This is a genomic window from Halomonas sp. PA16-9, assembly GCF_009728585.1.
GTDB lineage: Bacteria > Pseudomonadota > Gammaproteobacteria > Pseudomonadales > Halomonadaceae > Vreelandella > Vreelandella titanicae.
The window spans coordinates 1,408,758-1,427,741 of sequence record NZ_CP040452.1; the positions used below are offsets into that span (position 1 = coordinate 1,408,758).

General features: G+C 53.7%; 20 protein-coding genes and 3 pseudogenes. 8 read left to right on the top strand and 15 right to left on the bottom strand.

Annotation, left to right across the window (positions count from 1 at the left end; genetic code table 11):
* Positions 1-35: 35 nt before the first annotated feature.
* The 6 genes from FDY98_RS22885 to trpB form a co-directional block, all read right to left on the bottom strand.
* Complete coding sequence (locus FDY98_RS22885; RefSeq protein ID WP_027965502.1) at positions 36-284, bottom strand: addiction module protein; 249 nt, start codon at positions 282-284, stop codon at positions 36-38.
* Between the two features lie 122 nt (positions 285-406).
* The gene (locus FDY98_RS22890) at positions 407-1,027 is read right to left on the bottom strand and encodes a LysE family translocator (protein ID WP_027960087.1); all 621 of its coding nucleotides are present in this window, start codon (positions 1,025-1,027) and stop codon (positions 407-409) included.
* Between the two features lie 139 nt (positions 1,028-1,166).
* A complete protein-coding gene (locus tag FDY98_RS28915) occupies positions 1,167-1,301 on the bottom strand; it encodes a hypothetical protein (RefSeq protein ID WP_340146954.1) in 135 nt (44 codons plus the stop codon).
* Positions 1,301-2,656, bottom strand: coding sequence for a Fic family protein (locus FDY98_RS22895; RefSeq protein WP_340146955.1), 1,356 nt, complete (start codon positions 2,654-2,656; stop codon positions 1,301-1,303). The genes FDY98_RS28915 and FDY98_RS22895 overlap by 1 nt, the downstream gene beginning before the upstream one ends.
* A 139-nt stretch (positions 2,657-2,795) precedes the next feature.
* Positions 2,796-3,641, bottom strand: coding sequence for a tryptophan synthase subunit alpha (gene trpA, locus FDY98_RS22900; protein WP_035538784.1), 846 nt, complete (start codon positions 3,639-3,641; stop codon positions 2,796-2,798).
* A 20-nt stretch (positions 3,642-3,661) separates the two neighbouring features.
* Positions 3,662-4,891 carry a tryptophan synthase subunit beta gene (gene trpB / locus FDY98_RS22905; RefSeq protein ID WP_027960084.1) on the bottom strand — a complete coding sequence of 410 codons (1,230 nt, stop codon included), beginning with the start codon at positions 4,889-4,891 and terminating at the stop codon, positions 3,662-3,664.
* 106 nt (positions 4,892-4,997) lie between these two features.
* Here trpB and FDY98_RS22910 point away from each other — a divergent pair, with 106 nt between their 5' ends.
* Complete coding sequence (locus FDY98_RS22910; protein WP_027960083.1) at positions 4,998-5,912, top strand: LysR family transcriptional regulator; 915 nt, start codon at positions 4,998-5,000, stop codon at positions 5,910-5,912.
* A gap of 7 nt (positions 5,913-5,919) precedes the next feature.
* On the opposite strand, the gene FDY98_RS22915 is transcribed toward FDY98_RS22910, so the two are convergent.
* Positions 5,920-6,819, bottom strand: a complete 900-nt coding sequence (locus tag FDY98_RS22915) for a LysR family transcriptional regulator (protein WP_027960082.1) — start codon at positions 6,817-6,819, stop codon at positions 5,920-5,922.
* A 104-nt stretch (positions 6,820-6,923) separates the two neighbouring features.
* Between FDY98_RS22915 and FDY98_RS22920 the strand changes: the two genes are divergently transcribed.
* The 3 genes from FDY98_RS22920 (at position 6,924) to FDY98_RS22930 (ending at position 8,400) form a co-directional block, all read left to right on the top strand.
* Complete coding sequence (locus FDY98_RS22920; RefSeq protein WP_155706231.1) at positions 6,924-7,691, top strand: NAD(P)H-dependent oxidoreductase; 768 nt, start codon at positions 6,924-6,926, stop codon at positions 7,689-7,691.
* A gap of 183 nt (positions 7,692-7,874) precedes the next feature.
* Positions 7,875-8,147: a type II toxin-antitoxin system Phd/YefM family antitoxin gene (locus FDY98_RS22925; protein WP_027960080.1), complete on the top strand. Its 273-nt coding sequence runs from the start codon at positions 7,875-7,877 to the stop codon at positions 8,145-8,147.
* Complete coding sequence (locus tag FDY98_RS22930) at positions 8,128-8,400, top strand: Txe/YoeB family addiction module toxin (protein ID WP_022522593.1); 273 nt, start codon at positions 8,128-8,130, stop codon at positions 8,398-8,400. The genes FDY98_RS22925 and FDY98_RS22930 overlap by 20 nt, the downstream gene beginning before the upstream one ends.
* Before the next feature lie 28 nt (positions 8,401-8,428).
* On the opposite strand, the gene FDY98_RS22935 is transcribed toward FDY98_RS22930, so the two are convergent.
* Positions 8,429-9,028, bottom strand: coding sequence for a class I SAM-dependent methyltransferase (locus FDY98_RS22935; protein WP_027960079.1), 600 nt, complete (start codon positions 9,026-9,028; stop codon positions 8,429-8,431).
* 41 nt (positions 9,029-9,069) lie between these two features.
* Positions 9,070-10,011 (bottom strand): LysR family transcriptional regulator, encoded by a 942-nt coding sequence (locus FDY98_RS22940; RefSeq protein WP_027960078.1) that lies wholly within the window; start codon positions 10,009-10,011, stop codon positions 9,070-9,072.
* Between the two features lie 106 nt (positions 10,012-10,117).
* Between FDY98_RS22940 and FDY98_RS22945 the strand changes: the two genes are divergently transcribed.
* Positions 10,118-11,101: an aldo/keto reductase gene (locus tag FDY98_RS22945; protein WP_027960077.1), complete on the top strand. Its 984-nt coding sequence runs from the start codon at positions 10,118-10,120 to the stop codon at positions 11,099-11,101.
* A gap of 73 nt (positions 11,102-11,174) precedes the next feature.
* Here the strand turns inward: FDY98_RS22945 and FDY98_RS22950 are convergent, their stop codons facing one another.
* Positions 11,175-11,975: an AraC family transcriptional regulator gene (locus FDY98_RS22950; protein ID WP_027960076.1), complete on the bottom strand. Its 801-nt coding sequence runs from the start codon at positions 11,973-11,975 to the stop codon at positions 11,175-11,177.
* A gap of 90 nt (positions 11,976-12,065) precedes the next feature.
* Here FDY98_RS22950 and FDY98_RS22955 point away from each other — a divergent pair.
* Positions 12,066-13,459: pseudogene (locus FDY98_RS22955) on the top strand (SLC13 family permease).
* A 30-nt stretch (positions 13,460-13,489) separates the two neighbouring features.
* Here FDY98_RS22955 and FDY98_RS22960 read toward each other — a convergent pair.
* The 4 genes and pseudogenes from FDY98_RS22960 to FDY98_RS22975 all read right to left on the bottom strand — a co-directional run bounded on the left by FDY98_RS22960 (position 13,490) and on the right by FDY98_RS22975 (position 16,269).
* Complete coding sequence (locus FDY98_RS22960) at positions 13,490-14,119, bottom strand: SDR family oxidoreductase (protein WP_027960074.1); 630 nt, start codon at positions 14,117-14,119, stop codon at positions 13,490-13,492.
* A gap of 85 nt (positions 14,120-14,204) precedes the next feature.
* A complete protein-coding gene (locus FDY98_RS22965) occupies positions 14,205-15,239 on the bottom strand; it encodes a DUF2235 domain-containing protein (protein WP_027960073.1) in 1,035 nt (344 codons plus the stop codon).
* 12 nt (positions 15,240-15,251) lie between these two features.
* Positions 15,252-15,941, bottom strand: coding sequence for a VIT1/CCC1 transporter family protein (locus FDY98_RS22970; RefSeq protein WP_027960072.1), 690 nt, complete (start codon positions 15,939-15,941; stop codon positions 15,252-15,254).
* Positions 15,942-15,997: 56 nt separating this feature from the next.
* Positions 15,998-16,269, bottom strand: a pseudogene (locus FDY98_RS22975) (PQQ-dependent sugar dehydrogenase).
* A gap of 106 nt (positions 16,270-16,375) precedes the next feature.
* Here FDY98_RS22975 and FDY98_RS22980 point away from each other — a divergent pair.
* Together FDY98_RS22980 and FDY98_RS22985 are read left to right on the top strand one after the other, a co-directional pair.
* Positions 16,376-16,917, top strand: a pseudogene (locus tag FDY98_RS22980) (adenylate kinase).
* A 149-nt stretch (positions 16,918-17,066) separates the two neighbouring features.
* Positions 17,067-18,002: a glycerophosphodiester phosphodiesterase family protein gene (locus tag FDY98_RS22985; RefSeq protein ID WP_027960070.1), complete on the top strand. Its 936-nt coding sequence runs from the start codon at positions 17,067-17,069 to the stop codon at positions 18,000-18,002.
* A gap of 57 nt (positions 18,003-18,059) precedes the next feature.
* On the opposite strand, the gene FDY98_RS22990 is transcribed toward FDY98_RS22985, so the two are convergent.
* Positions 18,060-18,953 carry a dihydrodipicolinate synthase family protein gene (locus FDY98_RS22990; protein ID WP_027960069.1) on the bottom strand — a complete coding sequence of 298 codons (894 nt, stop codon included), beginning with the start codon at positions 18,951-18,953 and terminating at the stop codon, positions 18,060-18,062.
* Positions 18,954-18,984 lie beyond the last annotated feature (31 nt).

Consider the following 18,984-nt stretch of genomic DNA (forward strand, 5'->3'; position numbering starts at 1 on the left):
GTCATTGCGGAAGTGGAAACCTAACTTATAGCTGATTACTTCCCGTAATTTGGCTCACAATGTAAATGCATTCTAGCGCGCAAATTAGCAAACTCTTGCTCACTTGAAACAGTAGCTACTTTACGCGCCCGAATGTCGTCTAAACGACTTTGGGCAACATCGACCCACTGCTTGTCGATACTTGATTCTGGAGAATTGAGGCTACGCAGCAGCGCATCGACTACTCTTACGCGCTCTTCAACGGGTAATGACTCTGCTTCACTAACAAGCTCTTGAATGTTCATAGCGCTACCTTATTAATGCATCAAGTTGAAGGTATATCACCTATTATCTTTTCGCTATCCCAACGTCTATAGACAGCCTGGGAAGGTCACGAGCTAAAGCTCTCTCCCATGTTAAAGCTTGCTCACTCTTTTTTAGCAAGCAATAGCCCTACTCCTGCGCTGGCCAATAAGCCTGCGCAGCCGCGGTTGAATAAACGCCGCATGGCGGGGCGTGAAAACCAGTGGCTTAAAAAGCTGCCTGCATAGGCGTAACCTGCAATCGCTACCCATTCCAGCAGCAAAAACAGCGCACCTAGCACTATAAATTGCTGCCCTACATTGCCGCTGGGCTCCACAAACTGCGGCAGGAATGCAGTAAAAATCAGGATGGCTTTTGGGTTACCGGCGGCAAGCAGAAACTCTTGTCGCGCCAGCTCAAACAGGCTCTTGGGCTGGGTGTCTCCGTCATCGCTTTCAGTGCTGTCGGCACCCCATAATTGATACGCCAGCCATATCAGATAGAGGCCACCTACTACCTTGATGACCAGGAAAATCTTTTCAGAGGTGTAAAGCAGCGTCGCCAAACCGGTAGCAGCCAGCGTAATCATGCCAACAAACGCTGCCAACCGCCCAATACCTGCTAGACAAGCAGCCCTAACGCCATAACGCTTGGAATTGGTCAGTGACAGCAGATTGTTAGGCCCAGGTGCCATATTGAGGGCAAAACAGGCAGGGATAAAAAGCAGCAATGTGGTTAGATTCATAAAAATCGCCTCTATCAGCTCAAATTGAGACCCCTCATGCGCATTAGGCTCACTGCCTAAGTGTTTAGATTAATCGCTCGCAAAGGTTTGGCTCAATCCTGGATACCCAAAGCACTGATAATTGATTTTCAAACTACTCTCACGGGCTTTTGTGCTCTTCAAGTGCATCTTGCGCTTCTGCTTCAATGGCATCCAACACCTCGTCAGGAACTTGGTAGCGGAACTGTTTACGCCGATTGTTTGAGAGGCGTCCTTGATTACTTAAACACATCATCACAGGCGTGCTAAATCGCTTCCACGTATATCGAACGTTGCATCCACCACTGCATAGACGCGATCGAAACATGCGAGGTAGCGCGTTTCTGCTTTCAGCTCATCTTCCAGCGCTACTTTTGCCATTTTCAGGGTAAAAGCCACGGCGTTAGTGGCATCCCAATAACGATAGAGCGCATCAATACCCAGATACTCAAACTCGTATTGGTCGGCATCGATCCAGCTTACTCGCCAATGCTCACGGGCAGGTTTTGAAAATGCTTCTAACGCTGCCAGGTAATCAGCTTCATAACGCTTCATGGCAACCGAAATAGGCAGAAGATTATCGTGAAGAAGCCCATTCATTCGGCATAGCGTATGGTGCATAAGAAAACGGGAGATGCGCCCATTTCCATCCATAAAAGGGTGCAAAAAAACAAACCCAAAAGAAAGTACCGCTGCTGCGACCAGCGCGGGAACTGCTGCTGAATCACTTTCCGACAGTTGATTGGCCCAACCCATCAGTGCATCCATTAAAGCGTCACAAAGCTCTGGCGGTGGCGGTAAATAGCTGACCCCTAACGCGCCACGCAATCCGTTATGCAAGTAATTCTGTTCGTGGCGAAATGCTGCGGCTTTGTCGAAAGGATTGCTGATAGTGCTATTTTGCAGTTCGACAAGATACGCTTGCGTTAGCGGCTTACGCTCATGGGCTTGGTGCAATAGCTGCATAAAACGCTGCTGCTTATCAGGCGATGGTGACTCTTGTTCAATGGCAAACGAGGACTGGGTTTCGCTGAGATAGGCCCATTGAATCGCTCGATCGAGCATTCCAGGGGGCAACGAGGCCATAAAGGTGGTGGCCTGGGTTAGGATATCTTCTTCAAGTAGTGCGGCGATTTCCGCTGTACGCCGAACGGTTGCACAATACGTCAGCGTTCCCAACCCGTTGAAGTCTATTCGCCAGCGGCTATCACGTACTGCGGGGCCGGTGATATAGCGGTCAGGGTCGAATAACGGTACCGCTCGACCACTGACGGCTATATCGAACGGTAGGCGCTTTACCAACGCTTCGTATAGATAACCCAATTTTCTTAGATAAATGCCATTTGGCGAGGCTTGCAGGGCGTCCTGTAGTGCTGATTCAGGCAAGTGCGGCAAAACGCCAGCCAGAATGGCAAGGTCAATCCCCTCATGTTTAAGGGCAAAAAGCAGATGGCCGAGCAGTGACGCGTCTGGTGCTCGCCCGGCAGGTACTGCAATCTCCCGCTCCATAAACATAATGCGAGTGACGGGGCGCACCCGCGCAGGGTAAACGGGCGCACATACCCCCAAGGCTAAATGCTCATGCAGGTACGCATAGCCTACCGATTTCATCACGAAGTGCCTCGAATCTAAATATTTTGTTCACTTGAACAAGAAAATATTCAGTAAGCAACCAAAACACGTTTTTTTATTAACCTGGAAGAGCCAACGGGATGGCTAGCAGCCAATACCGTCACAAACTAAAGCAGCTTCACACTGCGGCTTTCGCTGGTTGGCTCACCTCTCTACACCCCCTGACGCTTTCAGCCAATTCGCTGACCAAACCATGTACTCGATCAACGGCGTCATCAGGCGTGTTGGCATGCTCGATACAATCGACTAGTGCGGAGCCGACGATGACCGCATCACTATAGCGGCCAATGGTGGCAGCTTGTTCGGCGGTGCGAACACCAAAGCCTACCGCAATGGGTAGATCAGTGTGGTGGCGCAGCCGTGCAACCGAGTTTTCCAGTTTCTCAGGCGTCGGCGCATTACCACCGGTAACACCCGCCACGGAGACGTAGTAGATAAACCCGGAAGTGTTCGCCAGCACCTTGGGCAGGCGTTTGGCATCGGTGGTCGGCGTGGCCAGGCGAATAAAATCAATGCCGTGTTGTGCCGCTGGCTGGCAGAGCTCTTCGTCGTGCTCGGGCGGCAGGTCTACCACGATTAGGCCGTCTACCCCGGCCTTGGCGGCATCGGTCAAGAAGCGCTCGACGCCGTAGCAGTAAATGGGGTTGTAGTAGCCCATCAGCACAATGGGCGTGGTGCTGTCTTCTTCACGGAAGCGACGCACCATTTCCAGCGTTTTGGCTTGGGTTTGACCGTTATTCAAGGCACGCAGCGCGGCTTTCTGGATGGCAGGGCCATCGGCCATCGGGTCGCTGAATGGCATGCCGAGTTCGATGATATCCACCCCCGCTTCTGGCAACCCGTGCAGCAGGCGGCGGGAGGACTCGGCGTCCGGATCGCCAGCGGTGAGATAGCTGACCAGCGCCGGGCGGTTTTGCTGCTTGAGGGAAGCAAAGCAGTATTCAAGACGAGAGGTATGGGTCATGACGTTCTCCTGTGTCGCGCTCATAGCTGTTCAACCCCGAATTTTTCACCAAGGTGATGGGCCACGCTCATCATGTCCTTGTCACCCCGGCCGCTGAGGTTCACCACCATTAAGTGCTCGCGGGGCAGGCTGGGGGCGCGCTTGGCCACTTCGGCCAGGGCATGGGCGGTCTCCAAGGCGGGAATAATGCCCTCCTGGCGGCAGCAGACCTGGAAGGCTTCCAACGCTTCGTCGTCCGTGGCAGAGACGTACTCGACCCGCCCCTGCTCGTGCAACCATGCGTGCTCCGGCCCGATACCGGGGTAATCCAGCCCGGCGGAAATCGAGTGGGCGTCGATAATCTGGCCATCCTCGTTCTGCAGCAGGTAGGTGCGGTTGCCGTGCAGTATCCCCGGCGTGCCGCCATTCAGGCTGGCCGCGTGTAGTCCGCTTTTAACGCCCTTGCCACCCGCTTCTACGCCAATCATCTTCACGTCGAGGTCATTCAGGAAAGGATGAAACAGCCCCATGGCGTTTGAACCGCCGCCAATACAGGCCACTAACGAATCCGGCAGGCGGCCCTGCTTTTCGAGCATTTGGGCGCGGGTTTCATGGCCTATCACGGCCTGGAAGTCGCGCACCATGGCAGGATACGGGTGCGGTCCAGCCACGGTGCCAATGATGTAGAAGGTGTCATCGACATTCGTTACCCAGTCGCGCAGCGCTTCGTTCATGGCGTCTTTCAGCGTGCCGGTGCCCGAGGTGACAGGGATCACTTCCGCGCCCAGCAGCTTCATGCGGAATACGTTGGGCTGCTGACGTTCGATATCGGTGGCGCCCATGTAGATGACACACGGCAAACCAAAGCGCGCCGCCACGGTCGCGGTGGCCACGCCGTGCATGCCCGCCCCGGTTTCCGCGATGATGCGCTTTTTGCCCATTTGCTTGGCCAACAACACCTGACCAATGCAGTTGTTGATCTTGTGCGCGCCGGTGTGATTCAGCTCTTCGCGCTTTAAGTAAATACTCGCCCCGCCAAAGTGCTCGGTCAGCCGCTCGGCAAAATAGAGCGGGCTGGGCCGCCCCACATAGTCACCCTGGAAATAAGCCAACTGGCGCTGAAACTCAGGGTCGTTCTTGGCAGTGGCGTATTCGTCTTGCAGCTCTAGGATCAGCGGCATTAGGGTTTCGGCAACAAAGCGGCCACCGAAGCTGCCAAATAAGCCGTTGGCATCGGGCAGGCTCTGGGATACGTCTACAGGTTGATTCATCATGACCTCTGAATGCGTTATCAAACAATGCAATGAAAGTAGCGCAAGCAGGCCGGGATAAAAATCGATAAGATGTCATCAACATGTGAGCTGGAGTCACGTATTAATGCAAAACAGCATGCCACCGCTTAGCGCCTTGCGCGCCTTTGAAGCCACCGCCCGGCTGGGTAGTGTGACTGCCGCTGCCGAGGAGCTAAGCGTTACCCACGGCGCTGTTAGCCGCCAGTTAAAGAGCTTGGATGACCATTTTGGCGTGGCGCTTTTTACCAAAGCGGGCCGTGGCATTGTGCTGACACCACACGGTGAGCGGCTGCAGAGTGGTGTGGGTGAAGCGTTCTCACGCTTGAAGGATAGTTGCGCAGCGCTCAAACGTGATGTTGAAGAGGCGCCTTTCACCCTGGCCTGCCCTGGCAGCCTGCTGGCGCGCTGGCTAATTCCCCGCCTGGATCGCCTGCACCGCGAGCTGCCCCAACTGAAGCTGCAGGTAGTGGTGAGTGAAAGCGAGCAGCCGGGCACGCAAACGGATGCCAGCGCCACCCTGGCATTTGCCGAGCCACCCTGGCCCACAGGTGTTGAGGTATTCGAGCTGATGGAAGAGCAGATATGTGCGGTGGCAAGCCCGCAGCTGGCGGCCCAGTGCGATGCAACAAAGCCTGGATCTCTACTTGCCAATAAGCTCTTGTATACATCTTCCCGCCCCCAGGCGTGGCCGCAGTGGGCCACTGCCAAAGGGCTGGAGCTGGCAGAGCTTGAGGCGGCGCTAAGCAGAGGCCAGAGGTTCGATCATCTTTACTACTTGATGGAAGCGGCTGTGGCGGGTCTGGGTATCGCCATCGCTCCTAGGCTATTGGTGGAAGACGACCTTAAGAGCGGGCGGCTTGTTGCGCCCTGGGGAAGTATCGAAACCCCCGCCCGGCTGTGCCTGTGGTTGCCCAGCCAAGCCGATAGCCGCCGCAGCGAGCCACTGGCAGAGTGGCTTAAGCGGGAGTTGGGGCTGGACGCTGCTAATATGACGGCTTGATCAACGTTTATTTCGCGCAAAGGGTGCGCTCTATTTGCTCACGTACCCAACGATGCGCACTATGACCATGATTGCGCTCATGCCACACCATACTGACTTTGAATCCCAGTGATTTAATGGGGGATTCAACAATTTTAAGGTCGGAACGCTGGGCAACTAAACGCCGCGGCACCAGTGCTACAAAACGTGAGTGAGCAACAATCTCAAGGACGAACAGGAATGAAGATGTCGACAGAACAACATTGCGTCTATAGCCCAATGTTTGTAAGACCTGATCCACCTGAGTGGAAAAATCGCCTCCGCTGAGCGAAACGATTACATGCTCGAGCTGGACATACTCTTCAATCGTCATTTCTTCACTTAGCTGTGAGTGATTCCAGCACCCAACCAGCACATAGTTCTCATCATACAGCGGCCTGATTCGTAAAACCTTGGGCGCCTCTTCGGGTGTCATGAGTGCAAGATCCACTTCACCCCGTGCCATTTGAGCTTCCAGCCTGGGTGGCTCCAGACTACGTATGGCGATTCTAATGCCAGGTGCTTGACGCCTTAATTCGTTCATGACCGCCAATCCAATGACCGCTTGAAGGTAATCGGTGCATGCAATCGTAATGGTCAGCGACGCTTGGGCAGGTTCAAAGTGCTGGTGCGTTATCAGCGTCTCTCGCACCTGATCCAGTGCAATACGTAGTGGGGTAAGTAACTCCAACGCTTTGGTGGTAGGCATCATCCCGCGGTGAGCCGGAATGAGCAGCGGGTCGTTGAACATATCCCTAAGGCGGCTCAGCTGAGCGCTGACGGCAGGCTGACTAAGATGCAGCCGTGCGGCGGCTCTCGTGACATTTTGCTCTTCAAGCAAAGCCTCTAAGGTCACCAACAAATTAAGATCCAGTCTTTTATTATCCATATTTTATATAGTAGATCATAAAACTATTAATTTCATTGATAGCTTATTCTTGCCCACAATTTCTAGCGTATCCACCAAGTAAATTCGCCTGTAGGAGCATTAGAGTGTCCAAGACCATATTGGTGTATGCGCACCCAGAACCCACATCATTGACCCGCCGGTTCGTAACTGAAACGGTACAAATACTGGAGCAACAAGGCCACACCGTGCTGCAGTCAGACCTATATGGCATGGGTTGGAAAGCGACGTTTGATGAGCACGATTTCCCCAACCGTATAAACAATGACCGGCTAGGCTTTATTCAAGAGTCGCAGCACGCCTATGCCACTCACCAGCAGACGCAGGATGTCGCCGCAGAGCAGGACAAGCTGCTTGCCGCCGACGCCGTCATATTCCACTTTCCCTTGTGGTGGTTTGGTATGCCCGCCATTCTCAAAGGCTGGATAGACCGGGTGTACGCCTATGGATTTGCTTACGGATACAAAGATGAAGGCAATCGTTATCGCTATGGAGACGGTATTCTCAAAGGCAAACGGGCATTACTGTCGGTAATGGTGGGTGGCCCAGCGGAGGACTATTCACCCCGAGGTATTAATGGCCCCTTGGAGGAATTGCTATTCCCCATCACCCACGGCGCCCTGTTTTTCCCAGGTATGGATGTACTGCCAACCCATGCCGTGTATGGCACCGGCAAACTTTCGAAAGTCAGCGTAGCGAAGGAGCTAGCCGCTTGGCGTCTACGCCTCGAAAATCTTTTTAATGAATCCCCTATTCCATTCCGGCGGCAAAATGGTGGGGAGTATCAGCAAAATATACTCGCTGACCATATTGCTATGGGGAAAGAGGGACTGACCATTCACATCGACCATTAGCAGATTTTTAGACAGCAACATCATGCAGACAAAGTATTATTAGCTGCACAATATTACCAGCACGTGCAACTATGAATTCAGGAAATCTAGGCCAAGCGCAGCGATAAAGCTATCGCTGCGCTTGGCCTTGTCGGAGCTAGTGAGATATAGTTGTACGGAATTTCCGTACATTATGGTGACGTTATGGATATTATTAGTGTTAACAAATTCAGAGACAACCTGAAAAGCGTAGTAGAACAAGTGATTAGCCGGCACGAACCCTTAAAAGTAACCCGTCGTGCCGGAGAGGCGTTTGTGGTGATTAGCGCTGAGGACTGGGAAAGAGAGCAAGAAACGCTGCATGTGCTTCAGAACCGAGACCTCATGCAACAAATTGCGGCTTCTCTAGATACCCATAGTCGTGGTCAAGGATACCAACCTGATAATGAGCAGATGAATGAGATCACTGGTATTTGAGGGCCGTACGTGGGAAGCCTATGAAAAAATGCGTGAAACAGATAAGAAGCTGCATAAAGCGCTCTGCAAACTCTTAAAAGAAATGCTCCGCTCTGACGATCCAACGGCTGGTATCGGAAAACCCGAGCCACTCAGACACAATCTTTCTGGCTTGTGGTCAAGGCGCATTTCACAAAGAGATCGGCTGATCTACCGGTTCGATGACAAAGCTATTTATATTTTTGCCATCGGCGGACATTACGATCAGTCCTGATAATAGTTAATTGATGAAAAGCACGACGCTACCTTTTCTGCACTATCAAATAAGTATGCAACTCCGGGTGCTGATCGTACTCCAGATGTCTGCACACCGCGCCTAACTTCATCAATAAGGATACGAAGCCGTTTGTGCCAAGCGTAGAGTAGTAGACCTCGGGCCCCATAAAACTATCGGTATGCTCACCAGGTTCGTCGGTACCGCCGAAAGAGAAGATCAGTACCCCATCTTTATTCAGGCTTCCGATAAGTTTGGTCATCACACTTTCCTGCTGCACTAGCGGAATATGCCAAATGCTGTCCCAGGCGGTGATAAAGTCGTATTTTTCCAGCGGCTGCCACTGGCAAATATCCTGGTGGTGAAAGGTCACGTCAGGGTGCTTCTGCTTAGCGAGGCGCAGCATTTCATCGGAAATATCCACGCCTTCAGGCGTAAAGTCTTCTTGTTGCAAGAAGTCGATAAAGCGGCCGGTACACCCACAACCGATATCGAGTGCCTTTCCTCGGCCCTTCACAAACGAAAGCGCCCTTTTGTGCGCCTCTATCCCGTTAGCGAGATTGAATTTTTCGCTTTCCCAGAGGTGGGTGATCTGATCGTAGGCGCTGCCAATATCAGTGGGTGTCATGGATGGCCTGTCGGATAAAAAGTGAAAACTTAGTGACTATATCACCCACTCAAGCGCTTGCGGTTACTGGCCACCAGCTCAGTCAGAAAGTCCGCCACGGCCCGGGTACGGCCTGATTGGGTGAGATCCGTCTGAATAACGAGATAGATGGGCTGATCCACGCCAATATCCTCAGCGACACACACCAGTCCAGCCTCCAACGCCAGAAAATGCGGCAACACCGCTATCCCCAGCCCCGCTTTCGCCGCCGCTAGCTGGGTCGCCAGCGAGGTGGTGGTTAACGCCGGTTCCTGCCCTTGCAGAACCCGCTCAACCCATTGGGCGGCAGGCAGGTGCGCCTGCGTTTCGCCCCAGGTGATAAAGGCGTCGGTGTCGTAATTGCCAGCATCGTGGAGAGCCTCACGCTGCGCTACATAATTGGGGCTGGCATATAGCCCGAAACCCAGGGTGCCAAGGCGACGAAGGGTGACATTACCCCGCTCGGGCTTGACCATTCTAAGTGCTACATCGGCGTCGCGGCGGTGCAGATTAACGGTGGTGATATCGGTCACCAGCTCAAGTGTGATGCCTGGGTACTGAGCATAAAATTGTGGCAATGCAGGCAGAATCAACGACGTGGCAAGGTTTTCAGCGGTGGCCAAACGCACCCTGCCGCTCAGTTGCGTAGCGAGTGCGCCTCCGCTGGAGAAGGCAGCTGCAGCGGCTTCCAGCGCTTCGGCTTTTTCGATTAGCCCGGCCCCTTCCTCGGTAAGCTGATAGCCCGACTGCTGACGAACGAACAACGGAAGCTTTAAGGCTTTTTCGAGCCGCTCGATACGCCGGGAGAGCGTCGCGATCCCCAGATGGAGTTCCGCTGCCGCGCCGCTCAAAGTGCCGTGGCGGGCCACCGCCAGAAAGGCTCGTGTGTCATCCCATACCCAACCACGGGGCATCTGGTTTTCAAAACTTGAAAACGGCTTACCGAAATCGTTAATTTTTTTCATTATTGGATAGTGCCACGCTGTTATTGCGCGTTTCAACAAGCGCTCGAAAACGGCTCACGATCTCTTGATGAGCCATGGTTTCGTAAGTAATGACAGGAGACATAGCATGCAAAAACGTACTCTCGGAACCGACCTAACCGTTTCCGCCATTGGCTTAGGCTGCATGGGAATGAGCGAGTTTTATGGCCCCCGAGACGATAGCGAATCGCTTCGAGTATTGGCCCAAGCGGTGGAGCTGGGGATCAACTTTTTCGATACGGCAGATATGTATGGGCCACACCATAATGAGGAGTTAATTGGTCGTTTTCTCGCCAGCCACAAGCCCAGGGTGCGTATCGCCACCAAGTTTGGCATTGTGCGCAACCCCGGCGAATACCAACGCAGCCTGGACAGCAGCGCCCGCTATGCCCGGCAAGCCTGCGAGGCGTCGCTGAAGCGGCTGGGTGTTGAGCAAATCGATCTCTACTACGTCCACCGCGTTAACCCGGAAATCCCCATTGAAGAGACCATGGAGGGCTTGGGGCAGCTGGTGAAAGAGGGAAAAATTGCCCACATTGGCCTCTGCGAAGTCAGCGCTGATACCCTGCGCCGTGCCCATGCGGTGTACCCGGTTACCGCCGTGCAAACCGAGTATTCGCTGTGGACGCGGGACGTGGAGCAAGCGGTACTGCCCACCTGCAAGGAACTCGGCATCGGCTTCGTGCCCTACTCACCTCTGGGCCGGGGGTTTTTGACGGGCAGATTTCAGGATACCAGCGATTTCGGCGAAGACGATTTTCGTCCTAACCTGCCACGCTTTTCTGAACAGGCCATGGGTGCCAACCGCCGTATCGCCGACGTGATCGGCGAAGTGGCAGCGCTCAAAGGCTGCACTCCGGCGCAGCTATCGTTAGCTTGGCTGCTATCCAAAAGCGATAACATTGTGCCGATTCCCGGCACCAAGCGGCTGCGCTACCTTGAAGAGAATGCGGCAGCGGCGTCCATCTCCCTGACCACCGATGAGCAGCAACAGCTTGAGGCGGCCACTGCTCGCCTTCCGGTCATCGGAGAGCGCTATACACCGGAGGGCATGAAGGGGGTGAATTCATGAGTTAAGGGCCTGTTGTCCGCCATGCCCTAGCAATATGTTGCTAGGGTCTGTTGACGTCTTGACGTGGGTCAGGTCACAGTCGGCGAGCGTGGACTTGGGGTGTATAGCCAAACTCTGCTTTGAAGGCAGCCACAAAACTGCTGGTGCTTTTATAACCTACCGTATAGGCCACAGCGGTTGAACTTTCGCCTCTATCCAAGGCTTCGAGCGCGTTCATCAGCTTGAAACGGGTGCGCCACTGACGAAAGGTCAACCCGGTTTCGGACTTGAATAACCGCTCCAAGGTGCGCACGCTAGCCCCAGCTAAGCTGGCCAGCTCGCCCAATATATGCCGGGTGTCTGGGTGGCTAACCATGTGGCTAATAATGCGCCGCAACCGCGGGTCAGTACCAGCAGGTAGCGACAAGTCCGCGGCGGATAGGCTATTGAGCTCATCAATAGCGACTAAGCCTAGGCGAGCGGTACTGGCATCGCCGCTACACTTCGGAGAATCGTTTAGCCTGAGCACAATCTCGCGCATCAACGCGGTCATCGCCACCATCACCACCTGGGTGTCCTGATCGCGTACCGGGTAAGTAGGGTCAATGTAGAGATTGCGGGTTTCCACCAGCGTTTCGCAGCTCACTTGGTGGTTGCAGTTACCGGGTATCCATACACCGTGGGTAGAGGGTACAACCCACACCGCCTGTTCACTAGTAACGCGCAGCACACCCCGCTTGGCCCACAGCAATTGCCCGCGTGGGTGGGCGTGAGGCAAGACACCGGTTTCCGCCTGCATACTGCGAGCATGGGTCAATACAGGACGAGCAGGGTCAAGGATGAACGCTATATCACTGGGCAGCGACATTGTCGCATTATCGCTATTTATTGTCACATCTTACCCTTAACACGTCAGCATACAGAAACTATTGTAGGCCCAGCTGCGCGCACCGCGCAATTGGCTCACCACAGCTAGGGTCTCGCCATGCTTCGCTCGCTTAGTTTCTCTCATGCCATGGTGGCAACGGCCTTGCTGGCCGCTTTGCTACTGACACTTTTTCCCATAGCGCCCCATCCCACAGCATTTTCTTACGCCGCTAGTGTGGTAGTAATTACGCTGGTTCTATGGAGTACCGGCGTGCTGCCTCCCTTCCTAACCGGTTTGCTATTTTTCGCGCTGGTTAGCGTATTCGGCTTGCTCCCGCCGGAGCAACTATTCGCTGGGTTTGGCTCGACAGCCGTGTGGATGGTTATCTCAGGATTTGTCATTGGCTCAGCCATTACATCTAGCAAGCTTGGCGATCGGCTAGCAGCAGTGCTGTCGCCGCTCCTCACCGCAAGCTACCCGAAGTTGATTGGCGGGTTAGTGTTTACCGCTATGGCATTGGGGTTTGTGATGCCTTCTTCCGGGGGCGAGCAGTGGTATTGATCCCTATCGGCTTAGCGCTAGCCGAACGAGTGGGCTTTGAGCCGGGTAGTGCTGGACGCCTGGGCGTAGCCACCGCTCTTGCTGCCGCTTGTAACATGCCAAGTTTTGCGGTGCTTCCATCCAACCTCCCTAATATGATTTTGGCAGGGTCGAGTGAAAGTCTGTATGGCATTCATATTGGCTATGCGGAGTATCTACTACTGCATTTTCCCATTCTGGGAATGCTGAAATCGATCTTAATCGTGGTACTGGTACTCGTGGTATTTCCCGCTCGCATCGCACCACAATGCCAACTGCCCATCGAGACGATCAAAACAACCAGTGCTGCTACACAGCAAAAAAAGGTAGCTGTAGTCATGGGCATTACCCTGCTCCTCTGGGTAACAGATACACTACACGGCGCAAACCCGGCGTGGGTGGGACTCGTAGCGGCGGTAGTGCTAATGATGCCAAAGGCTGGTGCCGTAGACCCGAAGTCATTCAACACAGTGGTAGATTTTGGCACTGTGATATTTGTGGCCGCGGCACTGGGATTGGGTACACTCGTCAACGTTTCAGGCATTGGCAGTGCTGTGGGCCAAGGCTTTACCCAACTGATGGAAACCGACAATGGCGGCAGTTTTGGGGACTTTATATCGCTGTCACTGATGGCCACCCTGACGGGAGTAGTGGCCACCACCCCCAGTGTTCCTACCGTACTTTCCCCCATGGCAGCAGAACTCGCTGGCGCCTCAGGGCTCTCTCTACCCGCCGTATTGATGACTCAGGTCGTCGGCTTTTCTACGGTAATCTTTCCTTATCAGGTGGCGCCGCTGATTATGGCAATGCAGCTATCTAAAGAGCCCCTTAGCCAATTATTGAAGATTATCATCCCGTTAGCGCTGATAACGATCTTTCTATTGATGCCATTAGACTACCTTTGGTGGCGATTGTTGGGGTGGGTGAATTAAGCCGCCAGATAACTTCCGTGCAAGACGCTACTACTGAATAATCTCACCAATCGAGCGTTTGCCATCCAGCAGCAGATACTCCTGATTGACCAAATCGGGCTTTTGCACAGCGTGAAGTAACGCATGGGCCACGTTGGCTCGTGAGATTTGGTTGTCGCCTGCTTCATCCAATGAACTGGCAAACTGCTGGCTGGCGGTTTCGTCGGTCAAACGCCCTGGCTTGAGAATAACGTAGGGCATACCGCTGTTGCGAAGGTGGGCATCGGCGGCAAATTTAGCAGCCATATAGGGGCGCAGCTTTTCGGGCGCTTCCATAGGGTTTTCTGCCCGCATAGCGCTGATCATAATGTAGCGGGAGAGACCTTTTTGCTTGGCGATATCGACGGTACGAATGGCGCCAAAAAGGTCAATCATCAGGGTTTTATCCGGCCCGGTGTGGGGCCCTGACCCCGCAGTGAAGACCACTTGGTCGCAGCCGTCAAAGGCGTGCTCAAACTCACCTTCTAGATCGGCTAGCACGCTGTCAATGCCGCGCTCTTTGAACCAGGCTGCCCGCTCTTCACTGCGGATCATCGCCTTGATAGGCGTGCCCGCTTTTTGGGCCAGTTCGCAAAACTGCTTGCCAATCTGTCCATTCGCGCCAATCACTAACGTTGTCATAACGACTCCTTGTGAATTGCTTACCCTTCTATCAATGCAGGCACTTAGGCGAAATTCAACCCGTACTGATCTCTTACCCATTTATTCACTTACCCACAGTGAGCCCCTGCCACCCGTACTCTTCCACCAACGCTTTTAAGTAGGGAGGCCGGTAGTTAGCGTCGCGCTCATAGCGGGCTTTTACGCTGGGGTGAATTAGCATCAGGGTGTCATCAAGCACGAGTGGTCTATCTAACGGTTTTTTAAAGCGATAGACATGCTTGCGGGAGTTGTGAACCTGGCCTTTCGCACCGTCGGTTAGGTTGTCGCGAATATGTGACTCGGTGATTAAACCGGCAGCGTTTGCCTCATCCAGCATCCAGGCAAGAGGTGTGTCCGAAGCTTGAATGCCGCTTTTGTCTGGTTTATAGGATCCGCCGACATCTGCATGTACACCTGCAAACCAGACTTGCTTGAGGTCTACGCCTTGCCTGGGCGTCCAGATAGTGGGAATAAAATCTTCCCGCTTCTCGTCAATGGCTAGAGCGTGGCGAGCAATGGCCACGTTGGCACCCATTTTGGTGTCGTAGAACTCATCGTGGCTCTCGAACAGGCCCATAATGCTAAACGGGATGCCCAGTGCGCCGACGGTGTCCCACACGCCTATAAAGTGTACATCCCGAGCAGGGTGACTGTAATCGGCGCGGAATTTACAAGCTGCCTTACCCGCTGGATGGTTGGTTCTGGTTGGGCTTTTATAGATTTTCCAGGCTTCAACGATCAATCGGGCTTCTGCTCGTTTGAGAATGCCGCAGTTATTAATCAACCCACTAAGCGCTCGCACGGTATAGGCACCACGGCTGAAGCCGAATAGGTAAATGTTGTCACCGGGGGCGTAGTTTTGAACGATATAGCGGTAGCCATCAAGGATGTTTTTATGAATTCCGGCGCCGGTAGCCCCCGCGCTAAGGCTATTGTGATAAGAACCTAGCCCCCAGTCGTAAAACACATGCTGCTTTGCCTCCTGTGTCTCAGGGCTGATCGCCCGGGCCAGCTGCAGCACATTAGTGGGAAAGTCATTTTCCAGGTCTTCTTCAGGACGGTTCCAGGTGCCATCGGCGCATACCACGATATTTGCCATGGTTCATCTCCGTTAAGCCATCACTCCAAACACATGTCCGATGGCGGAGGTTAATGCCATCGCAAGAGCGCCCCAAAACATCACTCTTGCTGCAGCTTTTAGGATTGGTGCTCCACCCACTCGGGCGGCTATGCCGCCCAACAAGGCTAAAAAAAGCAGAGAGAACACCGCTACCAGTGGGATCAACAGTGAAGGTGGCGCCCACCAAGCGACCAGTAGCGGTAGCAGTGCGCCGATAGTGAAAGTGGCGGCTGAAGAGAGTGCGGCTTGGAGAGGGTGCGCTTGACTGAGGTCGGTGATGCCAATCTCGTCTCGCGCATGGGCGCCTAAGGCGTCTTTGGTCATTAATTGCTCGGCGACCTTTCGTGCCAACTCAGGCGCCAAGCCGCGCGTTTCATAGATAGCGGCAAGCTCTTCCTGCTCTAGTTCATAGTGCTCTGCCAATGCTTTGCGTTCGATATCGAGATCAGCATTTTCAGTGTCCGACTGAGAGCTTACCGAAACATACTCCCCCGCTGCCATCGACATTGCGCCAGCCACCAGGCCCGCAATACCCGCCAGCATAATACCGCTTTGAGTGGTATTGGCTGCGGCTACCCCCAGTATTAAACTGCTAGTAGAAACGATGCCATCGTTGGCGCCCATCACAGCGGCACGCAGCCAGCCGGAACGGTGAGATCGATGGTGCTCTGAATGGATCATGGGCTTTCCTTTCTGTGAGGCGCATCCAAGCCAACAATAGCATCTAAGGTCATGAACTATTTTGCTGGCACTACTCGAAGTAGCCTGCCCTCGGAGCTGTCGGTAAGTAGGTACACTTCACCTTCTGGGCCTACCCGCACATCTCTTATACGCTCGTCTAGCTCACCAAACAGGCCTTCTACATCGCTGGCTTCGCGGCCATTGTTAGATAAACGTACCCGGCGCACCTCTTATTTACCAGCGCTCCTATCAGTATATCGCCCTGCCACTGCGGGAACAGCTCGCCGCTGTAAAGCGCTATCCCCGAGGGGCAATAGAGGGCGTCCATTCTAAAAGTGGTGGTACGGTACCAGGGTACTCATTGACGCCGTATGGTGCGCTTGCTGCCTCTTTGAGCACTTATTAAAATGTCGCGCCACCTAAAGAGAACTCCCATGAAAATTAATGTGGTTGGTACGAGTGGCAGTGGCAAAAGTACCCTAGCAAAGCAGCTCGCAGATGCCTTGAACGCCCCATGCGTCCAGCTTGATCAATTATTCTGGCGCGCTAACTGGCAAGGAGCACCGGACGATGAGTTCTTCGCCGAGCTGGAAGAGGCTTTAGCAGCCTCACCTCAAGAGTGGATACTGGACGGTAATTTTGACCGTACTCGGCATATAAAGTGGCGCGAAGTGGATATGGTGGTGTGATCGACTACCCCTTTTGGCGAGTATTTAGCCAAGCCCTCACCCGTGCTGTTAAACGCATCATCAGCCAAGAGGAGCTTTGGCCCGGTACAGGTAATCACGAAAGCTTCCGCAAAACATTTCTAAGCCGTGATTCGGTTCTGCTATGGTCACTAAAAACGTGGCGGCAAAACCGTAAACGCTACTTTGCCGATATGGTGAATCCACGCTATGCGCCTATTCAATTTGTACGTTTGACCTCTATAAAAGAAGCGCAAGCGTTGGTGAAGAGTCTCAACATGGGTACCTAGCCCTTAGGTGACTATATAGCCCCACTGCGTATTCGCTTGATGGCTGCTCTCTTCGGCTCTCGATGAATCACCGAACAGTTCTCGTCACTTGGCTTTAACGCTCCAGGCCATGTACGCTTATTGAACGAACATTCAATTAAGGTGCTTTAATGCAACGTCATTCGCTATTCGCCGCAATGTCACTGGGGCTTTTTGCTGGTGCTGCCACAACCACCGCGCTGGCGGAGTCCACAACGTTGGAGGAGCAGCTCAAAGAGCTTGAGTCATTCCAAGTGATCGCCCACCGCGGGGCCAGCGGCCACGCGCCGGAAAGCACCATGGCGGCCTATGAATTGGCCCATGAGTGGAATGTCGACTACTTAGAGCTGGACGCCCAAATCACCGCTGATGGTGAAGTCGTGGTATTTCATGATGACGCCATTGACCGCACCAGCGATGGTGAAGGCAAGATTAACGACTACACCATGGAAGAGCTGAAAGCGCTGGATACCGGCTCTTGGTTCAATGAAGCCAATGCTGATAAAGCAGACGCGGACTTTGCAGGGGCACAGATCCTCACGCTGGATGAGCTTTTCGAGCGTTTCGGTCACGATGCTCGCTACTACATTGAGACCAAGTCACCGCAGCTAAACCCAGGCTTGGAAGAAGCCCTGGTAAAAACGCTGGAAGAGTACGACATGGTCGAGAGTGGCCGAGTATTAGTGCAGTCTTTCGAGCAGGAGAGCCTGTTAAAAGTGCAGGAACTAAACGATGACATTCCGCTAATCCAGCTCGTTTGGTACTACCCCAGTGAAGAGGACGAATCGCGTTTAGTGGAGTGGACTGGTGTGACACCGGGCCCAGCAGAGATTAATGATGAAGACTTCCAGGCGGTAGCGGAATACGCGTCAGGAATCGGAACTAACTATATCTACGAAGGCCAAGAAGTCATCGATGCCGACTTTATTCGTCAAGCAAATGAAAATGGCCTGCCGGTGCACGTTTACACCGTCAATGAAACCGATGAGATGGAGCGTTTGATGGAAATGGGCGCAAACGGCCTGTTCACAAATTATCCAGATCGCTTGCTTAAGCTCGTTGAGTAACCATCGTTTAATGGCATATTACGCCCGGCCTTGACCGGGCGTTTTTATAATAAGGTTTTACTCAAGCCCAAGCTGCCCCAGTACCTGCTCTACTCTTTTACGATCGCCCGCTTGCAGCGTTTTAAGCGGCTGGGGCAAGCAGGGCTGACTCACCTTCCCGGTGATTTCTGCAATGGTAGCCGCCACTCGCAGGCTACCGCCGTATTCACGGTAGAGTGCCCACAGCGGCTCAAGGCCGTCTGAAAGCGCCTTGGCCTGTTGAACATCTCCTGCCTGAGCAGCTCGGGTTAGCGCCAGCGCTGCTCTAGGGTATAACCCGCCGATAACGGAGTACCAGGCATCACATCCCGCATTTAGGCCAGTGGCTGCTGCCGCGTCGCCGCTGATGCCGATAGTGACATCAGCGGGAATCAGCTTGCGCAACCCAGCCACTCGCCCCTTTGCGGAGTCAATATCATTGCTCACCGGCGGAATTTTGATAGAGCGAACCTGGGGCAGTTGGGAGATTCGTCCATGCAGCTCATCGCTAAATTCAAAATGGGTTGTGCCAGGGTTATCGTACACGCAGAGCGGCACACTCAGCGATTGGCAAACCGTGGCGTATAGATCGAAGACCTCGTCGTCGGTGAGCTTTTGGTAGGAGACCGGCGCTAGCAGCACGCCGCTGGCACCTGCCTGCTGAGCGCGTTCTGCATTAGCCAGCACATCACGAGTACGTAGCGCCCCAATGCCTGCAATGACAGGCGCGCCAACTGCATTTTCAACGCTAAGCTGAATAACACGGGCGCGCTCATCACGGTTTAAATAGGCGTAGCTACCGGTCGAGCCCAGCACGCCAATGGAATCCACCGCTGCCTCAGCTAAATAAGCAACTAAACGGACAAACTCATACTCATTAATGCCCTGCTCGTTCATGGGGGTTAGCGGGAATGCACTTAGGCCGGTGAACATGGTGGATGATCCTTTTAAGATGGATGGCATT

What these genes read in the sequence shown, in the direction of transcription:
- FDY98_RS22970 (WP_027960072.1), bottom strand. Translation starts at nt 15,941, where the DNA reads ATGATCCATTCAGAGCACCATCGATCTCACCGTTCCGGCTGGCTGCGT.
- FDY98_RS22945 (WP_027960077.1), top strand. Translation starts at nt 10,118, where the DNA reads ATGCAAAAACGTACTCTCGGAACCGACCTAACCGTTTCCGCCATTGGC.
- FDY98_RS22890 (WP_027960087.1), bottom strand. Translation starts at nt 1,027, where the DNA reads ATGAATCTAACCACATTGCTGCTTTTTATCCCTGCCTGTTTTGCCCTC.
- FDY98_RS22985 (WP_027960070.1), top strand. Translation starts at nt 17,067, where the DNA reads ATGCAACGTCATTCGCTATTCGCCGCAATGTCACTGGGGCTTTTTGCT.
- FDY98_RS22990 (WP_027960069.1), bottom strand. Translation starts at nt 18,953, where the DNA reads ATGTTCACCGGCCTAAGTGCATTCCCGCTAACCCCCATGAACGAGCAG.
- FDY98_RS22915 (WP_027960082.1), bottom strand. Translation starts at nt 6,819, where the DNA reads ATGGATAATAAAAGACTGGATCTTAATTTGTTGGTGACCTTAGAGGCT.
- FDY98_RS22935 (WP_027960079.1), bottom strand. Translation starts at nt 9,028, where the DNA reads ATGACACCCACTGATATTGGCAGCGCCTACGATCAGATCACCCACCTC.
- FDY98_RS22960 (WP_027960074.1), bottom strand. Translation starts at nt 14,119, where the DNA reads ATGACAACGTTAGTGATTGGCGCGAATGGACAGATTGGCAAGCAGTTT.
- FDY98_RS22930 (WP_022522593.1), top strand. Translation starts at nt 8,128, where the DNA reads ATGAGATCACTGGTATTTGAGGGCCGTACGTGGGAAGCCTATGAAAAA.
- FDY98_RS22885 (WP_027965502.1), bottom strand. Translation starts at nt 284, where the DNA reads ATGAACATTCAAGAGCTTGTTAGTGAAGCAGAGTCATTACCCGTTGAA.
- trpB (WP_027960084.1), bottom strand. Translation starts at nt 4,891, where the DNA reads ATGAATCAACCTGTAGACGTATCCCAGAGCCTGCCCGATGCCAACGGC.
- FDY98_RS22965 (WP_027960073.1), bottom strand. Translation starts at nt 15,239, where the DNA reads ATGGCAAATATCGTGGTATGCGCCGATGGCACCTGGAACCGTCCTGAA.
- trpA (WP_035538784.1), bottom strand. Translation starts at nt 3,641, where the DNA reads ATGACCCATACCTCTCGTCTTGAATACTGCTTTGCTTCCCTCAAGCAG.
- FDY98_RS22910 (WP_027960083.1), top strand. Translation starts at nt 4,998, where the DNA reads ATGCAAAACAGCATGCCACCGCTTAGCGCCTTGCGCGCCTTTGAAGCC.
- FDY98_RS22895 (WP_340146955.1), bottom strand. Translation starts at nt 2,656, where the DNA reads ATGAAATCGGTAGGCTATGCGTACCTGCATGAGCATTTAGCCTTGGGG.
- FDY98_RS22925 (WP_027960080.1), top strand. Translation starts at nt 7,875, where the DNA reads ATGGATATTATTAGTGTTAACAAATTCAGAGACAACCTGAAAAGCGTA.
- FDY98_RS28915 (WP_340146954.1), bottom strand. Translation starts at nt 1,301, where the DNA reads ATGATGTGTTTAAGTAATCAAGGACGCCTCTCAAACAATCGGCGTAAA.
- FDY98_RS22940 (WP_027960078.1), bottom strand. Translation starts at nt 10,011, where the DNA reads ATGAAAAAAATTAACGATTTCGGTAAGCCGTTTTCAAGTTTTGAAAAC.